At 38.2% G+C, this 16,701-nt stretch carries 13 protein-coding genes; 7 read left to right on the plus strand and 6 right to left on the minus strand.

Annotated elements, in window-relative coordinates; genetic code table 11:
- Nucleotides 1-304: 304 nt before the first annotated feature.
- Nucleotides 305-1,789, minus strand: a complete 1,485-nt coding sequence (gene gatB, locus VB797_RS03755) for an Asp-tRNA(Asn)/Glu-tRNA(Gln) amidotransferase subunit GatB (RefSeq protein WP_323236294.1) — start codon at nucleotides 1,787-1,789, stop codon at nucleotides 305-307.
- 193 nt (nucleotides 1,790-1,982) lie between these two features.
- Here gatB and VB797_RS03760 point away from each other — a divergent pair, with 193 nt between their 5' ends.
- From VB797_RS03760 to VB797_RS03770, 3 genes are all read left to right on the plus strand, one after another.
- Entirely contained in the window at nucleotides 1,983-2,126 is a 144-nt protein-coding gene (locus VB797_RS03760; protein WP_323236295.1) for a hypothetical protein, read from the plus strand.
- Between the two features lie 33 nt (nucleotides 2,127-2,159).
- Nucleotides 2,160-2,720, plus strand: a complete 561-nt coding sequence (locus VB797_RS03765; RefSeq protein ID WP_323236296.1) for a DUF421 domain-containing protein — start codon at nucleotides 2,160-2,162, stop codon at nucleotides 2,718-2,720.
- A gap of 446 nt (nucleotides 2,721-3,166) precedes the next feature.
- Nucleotides 3,167-4,534: a tyrosinase family protein gene (locus VB797_RS03770; RefSeq protein ID WP_323236297.1), complete on the plus strand. Its 1,368-nt coding sequence runs from the start codon at nucleotides 3,167-3,169 to the stop codon at nucleotides 4,532-4,534.
- A 765-nt stretch (nucleotides 4,535-5,299) separates the two neighbouring features.
- Here VB797_RS03770 and murD read toward each other — a convergent pair.
- Together murD and glyS are read right to left on the minus strand one after the other, a co-directional pair.
- Nucleotides 5,300-6,694, minus strand: a complete 1,395-nt coding sequence (murD, locus tag VB797_RS03775) for a UDP-N-acetylmuramoyl-L-alanine--D-glutamate ligase (protein WP_323236298.1) — start codon at nucleotides 6,692-6,694, stop codon at nucleotides 5,300-5,302.
- An 80-nt stretch (nucleotides 6,695-6,774) separates the two neighbouring features.
- Nucleotides 6,775-8,925 (minus strand): glycine--tRNA ligase subunit beta, encoded by a 2,151-nt coding sequence (gene glyS, locus VB797_RS03780; RefSeq protein ID WP_323236299.1) that lies wholly within the window; start codon nucleotides 8,923-8,925, stop codon nucleotides 6,775-6,777.
- Between the two features lie 395 nt (nucleotides 8,926-9,320).
- Between glyS and VB797_RS03785 the strand changes: the two genes are divergently transcribed.
- Nucleotides 9,321-10,229, plus strand: a complete 909-nt coding sequence (locus tag VB797_RS03785) for a hypothetical protein (RefSeq protein ID WP_323236300.1) — start codon at nucleotides 9,321-9,323, stop codon at nucleotides 10,227-10,229.
- A gap of 148 nt (nucleotides 10,230-10,377) precedes the next feature.
- Here VB797_RS03785 and VB797_RS03790 read toward each other — a convergent pair whose 3' ends face one another.
- Both VB797_RS03790 and VB797_RS03795 read right to left on the minus strand, forming a co-directional pair.
- Nucleotides 10,378-10,617: a hypothetical protein gene (locus VB797_RS03790; RefSeq protein WP_323236301.1), complete on the minus strand. Its 240-nt coding sequence runs from the start codon at nucleotides 10,615-10,617 to the stop codon at nucleotides 10,378-10,380.
- 167 nt (nucleotides 10,618-10,784) lie between these two features.
- On the minus strand, nucleotides 10,785-12,110 hold the full coding sequence (locus VB797_RS03795; protein ID WP_323236302.1) for a pentapeptide repeat-containing protein: 1,326 nt from the start codon (nucleotides 12,108-12,110) through the stop codon (nucleotides 10,785-10,787).
- A gap of 633 nt (nucleotides 12,111-12,743) precedes the next feature.
- Between VB797_RS03795 and VB797_RS03800 the strand changes: the two genes are divergently transcribed.
- The 3 genes from VB797_RS03800 to VB797_RS03810 all read left to right on the plus strand — a co-directional run bounded on the left by VB797_RS03800 (nucleotide 12,744) and on the right by VB797_RS03810 (nucleotide 15,287).
- Complete coding sequence (locus tag VB797_RS03800; RefSeq protein ID WP_323236303.1) at nucleotides 12,744-13,487, plus strand: tetratricopeptide repeat protein; 744 nt, start codon at nucleotides 12,744-12,746, stop codon at nucleotides 13,485-13,487.
- Between the two features lie 177 nt (nucleotides 13,488-13,664).
- Nucleotides 13,665-14,225 carry a Uma2 family endonuclease gene (locus tag VB797_RS03805; protein ID WP_323236304.1) on the plus strand — a complete coding sequence of 187 codons (561 nt, stop codon included), beginning with the start codon at nucleotides 13,665-13,667 and terminating at the stop codon, nucleotides 14,223-14,225.
- A gap of 159 nt (nucleotides 14,226-14,384) precedes the next feature.
- Nucleotides 14,385-15,287: an NAD(P)-dependent oxidoreductase gene (locus tag VB797_RS03810; RefSeq protein ID WP_323236382.1), complete on the plus strand. Its 903-nt coding sequence runs from the start codon at nucleotides 14,385-14,387 to the stop codon at nucleotides 15,285-15,287.
- A 77-nt stretch (nucleotides 15,288-15,364) separates the two neighbouring features.
- On the opposite strand, the gene cas6 is transcribed toward VB797_RS03810, so the two are convergent.
- Nucleotides 15,365-16,468: a CRISPR-associated endoribonuclease Cas6 gene (gene cas6, locus VB797_RS03815; protein WP_323236305.1), complete on the minus strand. Its 1,104-nt coding sequence runs from the start codon at nucleotides 16,466-16,468 to the stop codon at nucleotides 15,365-15,367.
- Nucleotides 16,469-16,701 lie beyond the last annotated feature (233 nt).

Raw genomic sequence — 16,701 nt, forward strand, 5'->3', positions numbered from 1 at the left:
GATCATCAGGGTGCATCTACTTAACATAATATAGCATCTTTGCTATGGGGGGTGATACCCCTATTTGCGATTTTGTATAAAGATTTTGTAAAGAAAAATTCCGTATAAACAATTAGTGAAATAATTTCTCCTATTTACTGAGTAAAAATGTGGAAGCAATCTTCGCTAGATAAAGTTTTCATGGGTTTATGGGCATAAATACTTATCAAAAGTATGATATTCAAAAGAAAATTAGACGTTTAAAAATACTTGATATCGCAAAAAACATGGAGACGTTGCATTGCAACGTCTCTACATCAATGATTTATTCAAGCAAGGCTTGGAGTTTTTTATGTACCAACTCGTTGGTTAATTGGGGGTCTGCGCGTTTTCCGGTTTTCTTGAGAACTTGTCCGACAAAAAAGCCTTTAACGTTGGTTTTACCGTTGCGATATTTTTCGACTTCTTTGGGGTTTCCAGCTATAGCTTCATCGATTAAAGGTTCGAGTACGGCTGGATCTGTAATTAGTTTTTCACCAGCAAAAATATCTTTAGCAGAACTACCTTCGAGTAAATCTGGTAATTTCTCTTTGGCTTTAGCATTACTAATCTCACCTTTGTCAATCAGCTTAACAACATCAGCTAAATTGCTTGGGGTTAGTTTAATTTCAGAAATATTCAGCTTTTGCTTGTTGAGATAAGCCGCAATATCGCCCATAATCCAGTTTGCGGCAGTTTTGGAATTTGCTCCCTTCTCGACAACAGCTTCAAAATACTCGGCTGTAGCACGCTCTTCGGTTAAAACTCGTGCATCGTATGCAGAAAGTCCTAATTCGGTTTCATAATGATGGCGTTTTTTCGCGGGTAAATCTGGTAACTCGCTTTCCCAATTCTTTAATTGTGCTTCTGTCACCTCAATTGGTGTCAAATCGGGTTCGGGAAAATAACGGTAATCGGAAGAGCCTTCCTTAACTCGCATACTAATCGTGCGTTGAGAACCTTCTTCCCACAGTCGAGTTTCTTGAATGATTTTTTCGCCAGATTCAACGGCTTCGATTTGACGTTCAATTTCGTGTTCGATCGCTTTTTGAATCGCGCTGAACGAGTTCATATTCTTAATTTCAACTTTTGTGCCAAATTCCTTTTGTCCCACCGGACGCACAGAAATATTCACATCGCAACGCAGCGAACCTTCCTGCATATTACCATCGCTGACACCGAGATAGCGGACAATTCGGCGTAATTCTTGAGCGTATTCGGCAGCTTCTTGTCCGGATCGGATATCGGGTTCCGAAACGATTTCGATTAACGGAATACCGGCTCGATTGTAGTCTACCAGAGAATAGCTCGATCCACTTAGGCGATCGCTTCCGGCGTGAACCAACTTACCAGCATCTTCTTCCATATGCAAGCGAGTAATACCAATCCTTTTACGAATTGGATTACCTTCGTTATCAACTAACTCAATCTCGATAAAACCGTGTTCGGCGATCGGTAAATCGTACTGAGAAATTTGGTAATTTTTGGGTAAATCGGGATAAAAATACTGCTTGCGATCGAACTTACTATATTTAGCAATTTGACAATTAAGAGCCAAACCTGCTTTTACGGCGTATTCTAAGACTTTTTCGTTGAGTACCGGCAAAACTCCAGGTAAACCCATACAAACCGGGTCGATGTTAGTATTAGGCTCAGCACCAAATTCTGTAGAGCTATCAGAGAAAATCTTAGTTTTAGTAGCGAGTTGACAATGGGTTTCTAGACCAATTATCGCTTCGTAATCAGTTTTTACAGTCGTAGCAGAAGTCATAAAATTTCAATATTCGGGCAATATATTGCAATCATTAAGTATTGTAGCTGTTCCGAGCCAATAACCGATGGATGTTTACACTCGTTATTATGGTGAGAATTCCGTCTACTGAGAATTTTTATTTCTCATTTCTTGTGGGTTGAGCATCCTTGCCCCGTCCTTAATATTCATAATAAGAGCTAGCGCGGCTTTTTTGAAAACCCTTAAATCAGCTTATTTAGAACCAGCTTCCTACAATCCTCAACTTCCTTCTTTAGAAATGTTGCGGAGTAAAGGTATTCCCACAGTTAGCGACGAAGAATTTTGGGAAAGAACTAAGATTATAACTAAACGTTAAAGGTTAAAAGACTGATTTTTCAGGTTTTGATTTATGTTGGATGGAATTGGTAGCGGGATTGATTATGCTTTGGGATTGGATGCGAAGGAATTAAATTTATGGCAGATGGGGTTGAGAGCAGCGGTTATTTATATTGCTGGATGGATAATGGTAAGGGTAGCGGGAGACAGACGTTTTATTGGCAAATATGCTGGTTTTGATGTTATTTTAAGTATTATTTTCGGCTCTACTTTAAGTCGTGCTATTAATGGTTCTGCACCTTTTTTCCCAACCATAGGGGCTGGTTTTGTATTGGTAGGAATGCATTGGTTACTTGCTGGAATTTCTTTTCATTTCCCGGCTATAGAACAATTAATTAAAGGCTTATCTCGCGTACTAATTCGAGATGGTCAAATTAATTATAAAACTATGGAAAAGAGTCATATTAGTCAAAAAGATTTAGAATCCTGTTTACGTCAAGCCAAATTTACCGAACCTTCGCAAGTAGAAATTGCCCGTTTGGAAAATAGTACTAGCGAGCAAGATGCATGTCCTTACGGACACGCTGCGCTACCGCACTACAACCTTTTCAAATTTTCGCATTATCTAATTTAGCTGCACATCAGCTTATCTGAGGATTAAGGTTTCTCAATTCTTATGAGATAAAGAGCAGCGTGTTGCAGAGTTTCCCTTTGTTGTAGCGACTGCAAGGCATCTTATTGCGTCATCAGATAGTTGAAATTCCTCTGTTTTAAGATTCCAAAATCTGAATTTGCTTTGATAGCAAAAAAAGAAAAAGAAAGCTAATACTATTAAATGGTGGGGGGAAATGTACATGGCGATCGCAGAGCATTTCCGTTAGGAGATACCTGAAGGGCAGATTGAAAGTTTATTTTGTTACTTGATATCGAGCGTTTAACTTTCCTTGCCCGTAGCTGTAATTTTAACGTCTCTTTTTCCAAATGCAGCCTTTGAGCTTTACCAAATCTTTATCTAAAAGTGGTATTAATTAAGTAAAAATACACAAAGTTATTCTCTATTTAATTATCGCATATCGGCAAATGAACAATTTACCAAAAGTCCTCACAAAAATAACTGTGGGTATGGCGATCGCTTTAAGCATTTCCCAAGCTCCAGCAATAGCTGCCTCTTTAGTGAGAAAGAACGTTATTGACTTGACTTCACAGGAGAAATCAGATTTTGTAGATGCGATTAAAACCTTAAAAACAATACCTGGCACTAACAACAATCAAGTCAGTATCTATGATGAGATTGTTGCCATCCACACAGGTGCAATGGCATTTACACCAGAGCAATTGGGTGGTCGAGTTACACTGCCTCAGGATACGCCATCCACAGGACCGCAGGCTGGAGTTGATGCAGCTCATGGAAATTCGGCATTTCTACCTTGGCACCGTGAATATTTGAGCCGATTTGAAAAAGCCTTACAGTCAGTAAATCCTAACGTCACTATTCCCTACTGGGATTGGACAGATCCCAGATCCGTTGGTGTGATTTTCCAACCAGACTTTTTAGGCACCAATGGCTCGGGACAACCAAGAGAAATTCCTCTTAGAGATGAACTGTTAGAAGGTGGTCCTTTGCAGTCTGGTAATTTTTCTGCTGCTGCTGGCTGGAATGTGATTCCAGATTTACACACTAACGTCGTAACCGGGGAAACCTTGGGAAGCACAGTTATCCGCTATCTACCACCTGACTCTAATCCCCCCGAACAGCAATTTCCTCTAGATAAAGCACAAATAGATAGAATTCTTCAGTCTGAGGATTATAATAGGTTCCGTCCTTCTTTGGAAGGACTGACTTTCATAGATGAAAACGGTAATGAGCAAGTCTGTCAGGCACTTCCGTGTTCTCATAACCTTGTTCATGCATTGGTTGGTGGTGGATTCATTCCTCAACCACCCGATTCATCTGAGTCAAATCCACCAACAGATCAACCCCCACTGGAAGTAGTCGGTACTATGAACAACGTTCCAGGCTCTCCCAATGACCCAGTTTTCTGGCTGCATCATAGCAACGTAGAACGTCTTTGGGCAGAATGGCAAAACAATAGTCGCCCAGGTAGCGAATTTTATCCCGCACCAGGTACACAACCTCAAGGGCACGATCTTAATGACAGGATGTGGCCTTGGGACGGAGGTGCTTCCACACCAGGCTCAATTGGTGATATAGATATAACACCCTATTTACCGTTGCTTCCGTCTGACGATATTGTCAAAGTTTCTGATACTTTGAATCTTAATAACTATCACTACACTTATGACACCCTTGTAAACAAAGGTCCGGTAACAAAAGTTCCGGAAACTAATTCGACATTCGCTCTATTAAGTTTCGGTGTTTTAGGTGCTATTTATTTACGTCGGCGTAAACGTTCTGTTGGTGCTTGGGAATCAGTACCAAAACATTAAAAACCGATTCACAAATGAAAGGTTACTTGCCTGTTCTGTTTATTGATAATAAAGCCCGGTTTTTTGAAAAAATCGGGTTCCTTAATTTTCACCGCAAGTAAAAGCGTGTAAAATCACAGTCTTAATTAGAATATATATTGCTTATAAATTTATTGTAGCTAGTAGGTTGGGTTAGACGCACGAATAATAAAAGTTTTAACCGTAAATTAAAGTTGCGTCGTAACCTAACATCTTGATTATCGGTATTTTAAATATCTCGATTTATCCATAATGCTAATGTTGGGTTACGACACGATATTATCAATTCTCCGTATCCTTTCAAATTTATTTTCGTGTCTAACACAACCTACAAATAAAAAACCCGGCTTTTTCCAAAAAACCGGGTTGATAAATCCTTACAAATTACCTATCTCTATAATTCCAAACACCACTTGCGAAAATCATCACCGCGTACTTCAAAATTAGGATAATGATCAAAAATAGCACAAGATTGTGACAGTAAAACTACAGATAGTAGGTTGGGTTAAACGTACAAAAAATAATGATTTTTACCGTAAATTAAAGTTGCGTCGTAACCCAACATCTTGATTGCTGGTATTTCACAATATCTCGATTTATCCAAAATGTTAATGTTGGGTTACGACACGATATTATCAATTCTCCGTTTTTTTTCAAATTTATTTTTGTGTCTAACCCAACCTACAAATAAAAAACCCGGCTTTCGCAAAAAAACCGGGTTGATAAATCCTTACAAATTACCTATCTCTATAATTCCAAACACCACTTGCGAAAATCATCACCGCGTACTTCAAAATTAGGATACTGGTCAAAACTCGCGCAAGCTGGGGACAGTAAAACTACAGTTGCATCATGCTGCTTCGCTAATTCCCCTGCACGAACAACGGCTTTTTCGATAGTTCCCATCTCTTCGTAGTTAGAATATCCTTCCTCTTCCAAGCGTTTTGCAAATATCGATGCAGCATCACCAATTAATAATACTGCTGCGGCTTTTTCTTTAATCTTCCCTATCCAGGGTTGATCGTTACCAGCTTTTGCAGCACCCCCAGCAATTAAAATTACCGGACTTTTTACCGATGCTAACCCGACTTCAGCCGCGTCGTAATTTGTCGCTTTACTATCATTAATAAAGTCAATTCCTTCCCAAGTCCGAATGTGTTCTAAACGATGGGGAACTCCAGAAAATTCGCTTATCGCTTGATGAATTTCTGATTTTTCAATTCCCGCTAACCTTGCTGCTGCGATCGCTAACAGCAGATTTTGCAAATTATGTTCTCCTACCATTCGCAAAGCGGAAATCGGCATAATAAGTTGGTCTTCGGATACAGATGCAATATGTTGCGTTTCTACAACCCAACCATCTTCAATGTAAAAACCTTTACCGCCAATTAAATTATCTTTACCTTTAATGCTCGTCCAATAAGCATCTTGCCAATCGGTTTCACCCACTTTTCTTAAGTATGGGTCATCACCGTTGAAAACCTGCATTTGAGAACGATGCAGCAATTGCGCTTTGATATTGTAGTAGTTTTCTACAGTCTTATGACGTGCTAAATGGTCTGGGGTTAACGTCGTCCAGATACCAATTTTAGGGGTTATCGAGTTGGAAGATTCGATTTGATAACTGCTGAGTTCGGCGATTATCCATTCTAGGGGAGGATGGGAAGAATTTGTCTCCTTGTCTCTTTCCTCAAGTGCAATCTCAGAAGCAGCAAGACCAATATTACCGCAAGTGGGTGCGTGTAAACCCGCAGTCTGAAATATTGCACCTATTAACGAGGTGACAGTAGTTTTACCGTTAGTGCCGGTAACTGCTATCCAGGGAATAGAACGTAAATTGCGCCATGCAAATTCCATTTCCCCCACGGTTTCAATTCCTTTTTCCCGTGCTGCAATTAATACGGGAATATCCCAGGGTACGCCGGGACTAACTACGATTAATTTCGGTAATTCGGTGTCGTTTAGTTCCAGGGAATACTCTAATTTAACTGTGATTCCCTCGACAGCAAGTTCTTGTTGTTGTTTGAGGAGGTCAGGGGAGGTTTTGGTATCACCAATTTCCACCTCCCAACCTTCTCGATTCAACAATCTTGCCGCAGCAACACCGGACTTTCCCAATCCTATGACATGAGCTTTAGGCATAGACTGTAAACAGACCCTGGTTAAGCAAGACTATAGTAACGTTTATTGCCATAATTTACACCATGTTTTGTTGATTTTCACTACAGATTTTTTACAATTGCACCGAAATCAGCTAACACGCGAGCGTGGTTACGTAATAACCCTAGTAAATACAGGCGATTTCGTTTAATATCCGGATTGTCATCCATTACTAACACGCTTTCGGGACCGTCGAAGAATGTGCTAACGGTGGGTGCTATTTCTGTTAATCCTGCTATCAGTTGTTGGTAATTCCGCTGTTGTTGTGCGGCTTGGGTTTGCGGTATTAAACTCACGACTGCGTGATAAAATGATTCTTCGGATGATTTCTGAAATAGGTCGGGTTGTACTAAGTTGCTCGGATCAAGTTGTTGAGTATCGAGATCGCCTTGCGCTGCTAACCGGGTGGAACGGTTAACGGTTTCGTAAATTTTATCTAAAGTGCCGTTGTTACGAATCTCTTGTAAGAATAAAGCGCGATCGCGAACATCTAATAAATCCTGCAATGCTCGTTCTGTATACTCCGGGTCGTTTTCTCCCAACACCGCATTAACTAAGTCGTAGTCAATATGTTTCTCTTCTTGTAATAAGGTGCGGATGCGTTGTAAGAAGAAGTCTTCTAAGGAAGCAACTAATTTGGCTTTATCTTTGTTATGAGTATTCGCGAATTCCGCTGCTGTTTCTGCAAGTAGCTGCTGTAAGTTAATCGATAAATCGCCGTCCCAAGTAATATTAACAATAGCAGTTGCGGCTCTACGTAAGGCGAAGGGGTCGGAAGAACCAGTGGGAATCATTCCCAAACCGAAGATACTTACTAAAGTATCGATTCTATCGGCTATTGCTACAACTCTACCCGTAATAGTTTGCGGTAAGATATCATCCGCACCTCTAGGTAAATAATGCTCAAAAATCGCGTCGGCTACAGCTTCCGGTTCGTTACTTTTAACAGCATATTTTTGACCCATAATTCCCTGCAATTCCGGGAATTCATACACCATTGAGCTAACTAAATCGGCTTTACATAATAAAGCTGCTCTTTGAATATGTTCTTGTTGTTGGGGTGCTAAATTTAACTGTTTTGAAATGCGATCGGCAACGCTACATATGCGATCGACCTTTTGACGTAAAGAACCTAAATCTTCTTGAAAAGTTACCGTTTCTAACTGTGGTAAAAAGCTTTCCAAAGATTGTTTAATATCTTTTTCATAGAAATATCTACCGTCAGCCAAACGAGCGCGAATTACCCTTTCATTACCTTTAGCAATAATATCCGATTTTTCCGGGTCGCCATTAGAAACCGTAATAAAATAAGGCAGTAATTCCTGACTATTTTCAGCTTTAAATACGGGAAAATACTTTTGGTGAGAAACCATCACCGTAGTAATTACTTCTGGGGGTAACTCCAAAAATTCCGGTTCAAAATTACCGACAACCGCAGAAGGATATTCTACTAAATTAACAACTTCCTCTAATAAATCGGGATAAATTTGAGCGTAACCGTTATGTTTTTTCGCAGCTTCTTGTACCTGTTGAGTAATCGTATTAACTCGCGTTTCCACGGAAGCAACCACGGAAGCAGAATTTAAACTATTAAGATAATCAGTAGGTTGAGAAAAAGTTACATCATCCGGATGTAAAACCCGATGTCCCCTGGAAGTATTACCGCTTTTGACAACTTCCGAATTATTATCAATTTCAATCGGTAAAACTTTGTCATCCAACAAAGCCACCAAAGTGCGAATCGGACGAGAAAACTTCAAATCCCCGTCACTCCACCGCATCAACCGCTTACCTTCTAACTTAAAAATCCAATCGGGAATCACTTCCGTAAGAATCTCCCCAGTAGAACGTCCTTTGATACTTTTCTTAACAAAAACAAAATCACCTTTATCGGTGGGACGAATTTCCAATGCTGAAACATCAACACCCTGCTTATTTGCGAAACCTTCCGCAGCTTTAGTAGGTGTACCATCCTTGAAAGCAGCCTTCGCGGGGGGTCCCTTTACCTCTTCCTCTCTATCCGCTTGTTGTTGCGGTAAACCCTTAATTAAGACAGCCAACCTGCGGGGAGTACCGTAAATTTCTACCGCATCATTGTCGAGAAAATTTTCCTTCAAAGATTGGGGAATTAACTGCTTCCATTGCGCGATCGCACCGCTCAAAAAGCTTGCAGGTAACTCTTCCGTTCCGACTTCCAATAAAAAATTAGCCATAGTACATACGAATGTCATTCACAATTTCAACAGTTTACCGTGGGTTTTGGTTTGGTTGGTGGGAATGGGGATAATATATTTTTTTAAACGCAGAGGAACGCGGAGGTTGACGCAGAGTGTCTTTATTCACATGATTGAATGATTACAATACAATGTCATTTCCCTTTTGATCGCAGAGAATAATTTTCTAAGTATGTATATGTTATAAGTTTATGATGATGTTGGGTTTTACTTTGTTCAACCCAAGCGACTAAGCTACTGCGATTGTTATTAGCAATTTTTTATAGCCAACTTACAGATTATCTTGTTTAAGTAAAAGCACGGTACTTTTATCTTCATTTTGTGATTAATATTAAAATTAAATTTAATTTTAAGTTTATTAACGTAACTTCTATATGTCAAAGACTATTGATAAAGGAAGTCTGTGCTATACCACCTTAGCTATTGGATATGAATACAATAAATATGCACAATTGTTAGCAAAAGATATTTTTAAGCTATCTCCAGATGTTCCTATTGTAATTCTTTCAGACAGACCACACATTTTTTTTGAGTATCCAAATGTAATTGCTGTAAAACATAATATTCAATCCGTAGGCATATTCCATGACAAGCTTTGCTGTATAGAAAAGTGTCTTGAAAATTATGATTGTTGTATCTTTATGGATGCTGATTGTCGATTAATTGAAAACATGGCAATATCTAGGAATTGGAAACCCGGTTTAACAGCAAAGACACACTGGAGTTTGACAAAACATATTACCCCAAATGTTCTCGCGGGTAAAAAAGAATTGAAGCGTAGACTAGCCTATGAGGTTGCTAAGGAACTTGAAATTATAATAGATAACTGTAACTTTATATATGAAGCCATTTTTATTATTCGTAAAGACAATGGCAAAGAAGTGGAGTTCTTGAAAATCTGGAAGCAAATTCGGGATTACTTTGAGTCTAATGGTATTTTTGATGGAGAAGGTGTAGCAATGGGTTTAGCTGCACATAAAGCATCGTTAGAAATATACCATTATAACTCTGGGTATGCTCAAGAGGAAGTTGATTATAATATTAAAGATGTTTATAAAGACAAGCTTTTTTATAAGCTGCTGATTCACAATGATACAGATAATCTTTCTGATGTTTTGTGTGAAAAAGTTTTAAAGCTTGATGAACAAAGAAAACAAATGTCAAAGTTACCTTTTTGGCGTAAGTTGATTAAGAAGATATCTAATCCCATTTTAAAAAAGTTACGTTTTGTAAGGCTCAAGAACAAAAATTTTAACAAAAGTAATTTCTCTCACTTTGTGTAAGTGCGATACCTTCTGTGAGCTTCGCTTAACGCCATTTAGTCGTGTAATGTCTAAAAATCTAAAAGATTATTGTATATTGATTAATTATTAACCCGCCTTACTGCGGGTTTCGTTTGTGTAGATGCGGTAACAAAGCGCCAGATAAATATTAATTCTCAACTTCCAACTCTCCACTCCTGACTTCATTCTCATTGCCGTTATCTTTATTATTCTTTAAGTTATCATTCCCATTGTTGTTCCCATTGTGATTACCATTATTATTACCATTGCCATTCAAATTATTACGGAAATTGACGTTGATATAAAAATTGATACTAATTAAGCTACCGTTTTTACCGCTAAATAAATAGCCTAAAATTAGTCCTAAAATTAAAGATAATAAAATCATATTATCTCTCTGGTTAAAATATTGGAAGCTTCATTTTATTAATTAATTCAGCAATAAACTGTCCAATACAATCCAATCTATTTAAACTAGAGTTACCTTACACACAGGAATTCCCAGCCTGAGACTGGGAACTAGTTAATTAAAAAATTACGTATTACGAATTATTTTCACCTTCCTAATTTATTCTCAATCCCTTCACAACCACCGGGAATGGTTTTTCTACTTTTTTCTCCGCACCAATGACAACAATAATGACGATTATGCTCGGACATTCGCTTGACGTTGGTGAAATTAGCGTTTTCTACTACTGCACCAGTACGTTCACCAGTTCGATAATCAGGAGGATGCAAGCGACTGCGGGGTGATGCTGTTTCTAAGGAACCGTAAAACAATTGAGTTGCGTTTAAGTCAGCGTTGGATAAGTTAGCTTCATACAAAATAGCGCGGTAAAGATTCGCTTTCACTAGGTCACAATGACTCAAATTGACACGCACTAAATTCGCTTCACTCAAATCCGTCCACCGCAAATCTGTACCGGAAAGGTTCGCACCCGCAAGCATCACACCCAAGTCTATGACACGCACTCCTGCAACTAAGTCTTCTAGGTAGCCTCCGCTACCGTTAAAAATTGCTCTACCTAAATGACCGTCTCGTTTTAGTGGTGTGAGTAATTTGGAACGAGATAAAAAGCGCAGAATTTTGGCTTTACCAACTGCGTCAACGCTGCCCAAAATTGCGCCTGTACGTCCTTCTGCGAGCAATCTTTCTTGGGGCCAATCTTCTAATAATCCTTCTTCATCTAATACTAAATCGGAAATGCCTTGAAAATATGTGTCAATTGTCTGCTGTTGAGTAATATTATTTTGCTGTATGGTAAGCAGGTTTTGCTGAATTGTTAAATCCTTAGAGATTACATACTGTCTCCAAGCAATATAAACCGCGATCACAGCGATGAGAATTTGTCCCAAAGCACCGAACCACTCCGCTAAGGTTCCCGAAACATCCCAATTGATGGTACCGGGAACAAATTTAACTAAGCCAGCAACTGTGACGATTATGCCCAAAAAAGCCACAATCAACGCTCGCTGTTGGGGTGTCAAGGATTCGGTTATGGCAACTTTCAACCACGGGAAAAGTATTATTACTGATAAGAATAAAGTGACTGCGGTTCCGGAAATACCCACTATTGGTTGATTTATGGCTATTCCGACCACTGTAATCGTAATTGACAATAAAGTTATTAATAATGCCCGTGTTTTAACTGTTACTGTAGTAGTGCTTCCAGAAAACGAAGAACGAGCTTGTTGCAAAGCAGTGGTATTTTGCTGAGATTGCACCAAGGCGATCGCGGAGTTTACTTGTTGAGCGCTCAGCCCGTTGGGTAACTGGCTTACATCTCCCGCACCTTCAAATTCATCGGATTGCCACTTGTCTTCGGATCGGGGTTGGATATTGTCCGGCTGCGATGATTGGGAGTTAGATTCAGTTGACATGATTATATTTTGGCATCAGCAGTTCTAAGTTAAACATTGTAATTAGAAAATGTGCTACCAAATTTGGAGATAATCTTTTAACTATACTCATACGGCATATTCCCTAAGTATGAACGCAATTATTAAAGTACTACTTTTTCAATGTTTTGACTTCAATAATTTTTTATTCTTTGGTAACACAGTTTACTTACTGCTAATTAAAATAAATCTTGGAAAGTATTGTATCGTCTCATTCGACCTTCCTAAATTTACTTATCAATGTATTACTTTTAGCTTTATAAAGGTACACTTAGACAAGCTTTAACCTACTTTAAATAATGATTGAATTATATGTATAGATAATTACTTTTAGCGGTGCGATCAATTATCTAAATTATACTTCCAAAAAGATTATTCTTTATATATTTTAAGTCTATATAGGACATATTGCACTCTTGTATAAATATCAGTTAACTAAAATAAATATAAATCTAATGAATTGTCTTTACCTCAATATGATATAATCCATTGGTTTGAAAAACAAAAAAAAATTAAATATAACCAAACAATTAATCAATCAAAAAGTTTTGATGGATACTTGTTAAACGTAAGAAAAAGCTGTATGGTAGGTCTTATGATTTCTATGGATGCGATATGGCATTTTGGAGACGTTTTGTTGCCTCTTTTTTAACTACTTTCTTGATTTTTGGTTGTAGTAATGGGGCAGAATCAACAAGACAAGGGAACAAAAAAGTAGTGCAAGAAACTAATGTTGCCCAGTTGCTAACACAAGCCTCTGAAATGAAAGAAGCTGAGGACTTCTTTGTTCAAGGCTCAGAATTATTAGAAGCGAAGCGTTATGAAGAAGCGATCGCAGCCTACGATAAAGTGGTTATAGCCGCACCCGATAATGCTGAAGCTTGGATTAACAGGGGAAATGCGTTATCAGCTTTGCAGCGATACGGACAAGCTTTAGATTCCTACGATAAGGCGATCGGCATTCAGCCAAAAAAAGATGAAGCATGGTACAACCGGGGAAATACTCTATCTGCAATGCGGCTTTATCAAGAAGCGGTAATATCTTATGATAAAGCCATTGCCATCAAACCCAACAAATACGAAGCTTGGATCAATCGAGGCATTGCTCTGACACAATTGCAGCGATATACGCAAGCTATAGCATCTTACGACAAAGCGATCGCGATCGAACCTAACAAGCATCAAGCGTATTACAACAAAGCTTGTACTTATGCTTTGCAAAAAGATACTACAGCAGCAATTAGCAATCTACAAAAAGCAATGAAACTGGTTCCAGGTAAGTACGAAAAACTCGCAAAAACCGACCCCGATTTTACGAAAGTACGCAACACTCAACAGTTTCGAGATTTGTTTAATTAGGTGATAGGAATGGGGAGTTAAGAGTTATGAGTTAGGAATTAGGTTGTTCTTTTTACCTATTCCCTATTCCCTATTACCTATTCCCAATTCCATATTCTTTAAATCTTTAAATTAGAAATGGAAAATCAGTTGTAATAATCGTTATGATAATTTTAAGATACCGCAGTTTTAATAAGTATGTATTCTCAAGCAAAATTTACAGATTCAACTATCGACGAATATCTGCAATTCGATTTAGAAAGTATAGTACGTCATGAATACATTGCAGGACAAGTTTATCCCGTATTTAAAGATTCCCATAATTCAAAAATGATTAGTGAAAATTTGTTTGCAAGATTGCGTACTCATTTGTACGGTACTGATTGCCAGGTTTTTACATCTGATATGAAAATAAGAATTGAACCAATAAATGCTTTTTATTATCCAGAAGTATCCGTTGTTCGCGATACTGAAGATAGAGAAGTATATTTCAAAACACGTCCTTGTTTGATTGCAGAAGTTATTTCACCAATTACAGAGCGTATAGACCGAAACGAAAAGCTATTCAATTATCGTCAGTTACCAAGTTTACAAGAGTACATTTTAGTTCATCAATCAGAAATGAAAGTAGAGCTTTATCGGAAGGTTTATCAAAACAACTGGTTGATGCAAACTTTAACTCAAGACAATATTTTGAAGTTACAATCGGTCAACGTTGAAATTACAATGGCAGAAATTTATGAAGATGTGGATTTTTAATGAACAATAATCAATTAATCACTAAGCTAGAAAATAAGCCAGTAGGTTGGGTTAGACACGAAAATAAAATTTGATTATAACGAGAATATTCAACTATCGTGTCGTAACCCAACATCACCGTTTTAAATACACAAAAATATAATTCATTAATAATTGATGATGAAAAAACTTCTAATTACTGGTGCAAGCGGGTTTCTCGGATGGCATTTATGTCAATTGGCAAATATTGAATGGGAAGTTTACGGAACATATTTTTCTCATCGTTTAGAAATTCCAGGAGTCAAACTTGTAAAAATTGATTTAACTAATTTTGCGGAGCTTAAAAGAGTATTTCAAGAAATACAGCCCTTCTCGGTTATTCATACTGCTGCACAATCTCAACCGAATTATTGCCAAATTCATGTCGAAGAATCACGATTAATTAACGTTACAGTATCTTTGAATCTTGCCGAATTATGTGCAGAGAATTCAATTCCTTACGTATTTACTTCAACCGATTTAGTGTTTGATGGTTTGAAGGGTTTTTATAAAGAAACAGATAGTGTAAATCCAGTAAATATTTACGGAGAACATAAAGTTATAGCAGAAATTGGGATTTTGGAACGCTATCCTCAAGCTACAATCTGCCGAATGCCTTTAATGTTTGGAAATGCAACTCCTACAGCTTCTAGCTTCTTACAATCATTTATTAAAACCCTCCAAGAAGGAAAAGAATTAAAGTTATTTGTCGATGAATTCCGCACTCCGGTAAATGGAAAAACGGCGGCTGAAGGATTATTGTTAGCTCTAGAACAAGTTAGCGGAATTATTCATTTAGGTGGAACACAAAGAATTTCGCGTTACGATTTTGGTCTATTATTAGCAGAAATATTTGAAATTCCCGCAGCCAAAATTCAAGTTAGCCGACAACAAGATGTCAAAATGGCAGCACCAAGACCTAGTGACGTTTCTTTGGATAGTTCTAAAGCTTTTGAATTAGGTTATGCACCTTTGAGTTTAAAAGAACAACTTTTACAGGTCAAAGGTCAAAGGTTAATAGTTAAAAGTAATAGCAATCTGTAATCATTCGAGAGAAAATGGTTAATTTTTTTACTTTCTAAAATCATTTATCAGTAAAATTTCTATCCCCCTTTCCCCCTCTAACTATTTGCCAAAATCTTTCTTGTCAATTTAACGTAAGTCTTCACCGTTTCGTAAGGTATTTCTAAATCGGTGGCAATAACTTGTAAAGATTCGCCGGTTTCTCGTCGTGCTAAAATTACGGCGCGTTTTTCACATACAGCGATCGCTCTTTCTCCACCCGTGCGCTTTTGTTTCGACATTAATATTTCGGTAATTTGCGCGATTCTGTCTGTTAATAGCTTTTGAGGTGATACTACTTCTATTTTCTCGGATTCAATCAACCATCCCAACCGCGTTTGTCCCAAACCAAAAGTAGTTTTATGTCCTGTACCACAATAAGGTGCAAGTTCTCCGAGAGCTTTGAATAAATTTACATATTCAGGTTGATTTAATGCATCTTTACTCAAACCGAATTCCACCGCACCCGTAAATCCCGTAACTAAACCTCTTTTACCACCAGGAACCCTAGTAGTAGAAATTTGATGACGTTGAATAATTACGTTTTCGTCTATCCATTCCAAAAACGCATCTTGTTCCACAGGTAAACCAGAAAAATCATTCCAGCGTCGTAAATAACTATGAAAAATATTGAAAGGTAGCGGTAAAGGAAAATGATGTTTTTTGCGACGAAAGCTAGTAGGGCTGATATAGCTTAACGAAAGAGAATTTTTTGATTTACTTTCTAATAATTGCGCGTAAGTTGTTGCAGGATGGGCAATTTCTACCGACTTAATTTGTAAAGGTGCGTTGCGAAGTTCGATAGTTTGAGGTAAATTTTGCAACCAATGTGTCATCCATTCCACCAACCGCGATGATAATGCAGACACGTACCATTGATAATTGGAATTCTCTATTAGCTGTAATTGTTTGCCATCACTTAATAACTCTCCCTGCAAACGGGAGATTGTGAACGGCTTTTCCGATTCCCCATCGTGGAGATAAGCCGATAACTCCGGGTTTGTTTGTCGTACCTGGTCTAAAAACCAAGCGTGGAGTCCTTTAGTATATTCGGGAAAAATAGTGTAATTGCCTAATGGAACTGCATGAAAAACTATCCCTACTAACTCCGTGTCAGCAGGTAGAGTAATTTTCGCTGAGGATTTTTTGCGAGTTATAGGCATAGTCAGATTTTACATGATTTTATCCACGGGTAGGGATAGAAATGGAACCTCACCCCCAACCCCTCTCCTTGGCAAGAAGAGGGGAGATTTCTCGTTCCAAGACTCCGGGAATGCATATCTAGAGGCTCCGCCTCATTTATACCGGGGGCAGAACCTAAAAACTGTATTACCACGCAGAGTATGGTAACAAGGAATATGAAAATACCAAAATTCAGCCCACGCAGGTGGGCTTT

The sequence above is a fragment of the Rivularia sp. UHCC 0363 genome (assembly GCF_034931125.1).
Classification (GTDB): domain Bacteria; phylum Cyanobacteriota; class Cyanobacteriia; order Cyanobacteriales; family Nostocaceae; genus Rivularia.

Coding starts and splice junctions, on each gene's coding strand:
- VB797_RS03810 (WP_323236382.1), top strand. CDS start 14,385: ATGAAAAAACTTCTAATTACTGGTGCAAGCGGGTTTCTCGGATGGCAT.
- VB797_RS03785 (WP_323236300.1), top strand. CDS start 9,321: ATGTCAAAGACTATTGATAAAGGAAGTCTGTGCTATACCACCTTAGCT.
- VB797_RS03765 (WP_323236296.1), top strand. CDS start 2,160: ATGTTGGATGGAATTGGTAGCGGGATTGATTATGCTTTGGGATTGGAT.
- glyS (WP_323236299.1), bottom strand. CDS start 8,925: ATGGCTAATTTTTTATTGGAAGTCGGAACGGAAGAGTTACCTGCAAGC.
- gatB (WP_323236294.1), bottom strand. CDS start 1,789: ATGACTTCTGCTACGACTGTAAAAACTGATTACGAAGCGATAATTGGT.
- VB797_RS03770 (WP_323236297.1), top strand. CDS start 3,167: ATGAACAATTTACCAAAAGTCCTCACAAAAATAACTGTGGGTATGGCG.
- murD (WP_323236298.1), bottom strand. CDS start 6,694: ATGCCTAAAGCTCATGTCATAGGATTGGGAAAGTCCGGTGTTGCTGCG.
- VB797_RS03795 (WP_323236302.1), bottom strand. CDS start 12,110: ATGTCAACTGAATCTAACTCCCAATCATCGCAGCCGGACAATATCCAA.
- VB797_RS03790 (WP_323236301.1), bottom strand. CDS start 10,617: ATGATTTTATTATCTTTAATTTTAGGACTAATTTTAGGCTATTTATTT.
- cas6 (WP_323236305.1), bottom strand. CDS start 16,468: ATGCCTATAACTCGCAAAAAATCCTCAGCGAAAATTACTCTACCTGCT.
- VB797_RS03800 (WP_323236303.1), top strand. CDS start 12,744: ATGGCATTTTGGAGACGTTTTGTTGCCTCTTTTTTAACTACTTTCTTG.
- VB797_RS03805 (WP_323236304.1), top strand. CDS start 13,665: ATGTATTCTCAAGCAAAATTTACAGATTCAACTATCGACGAATATCTG.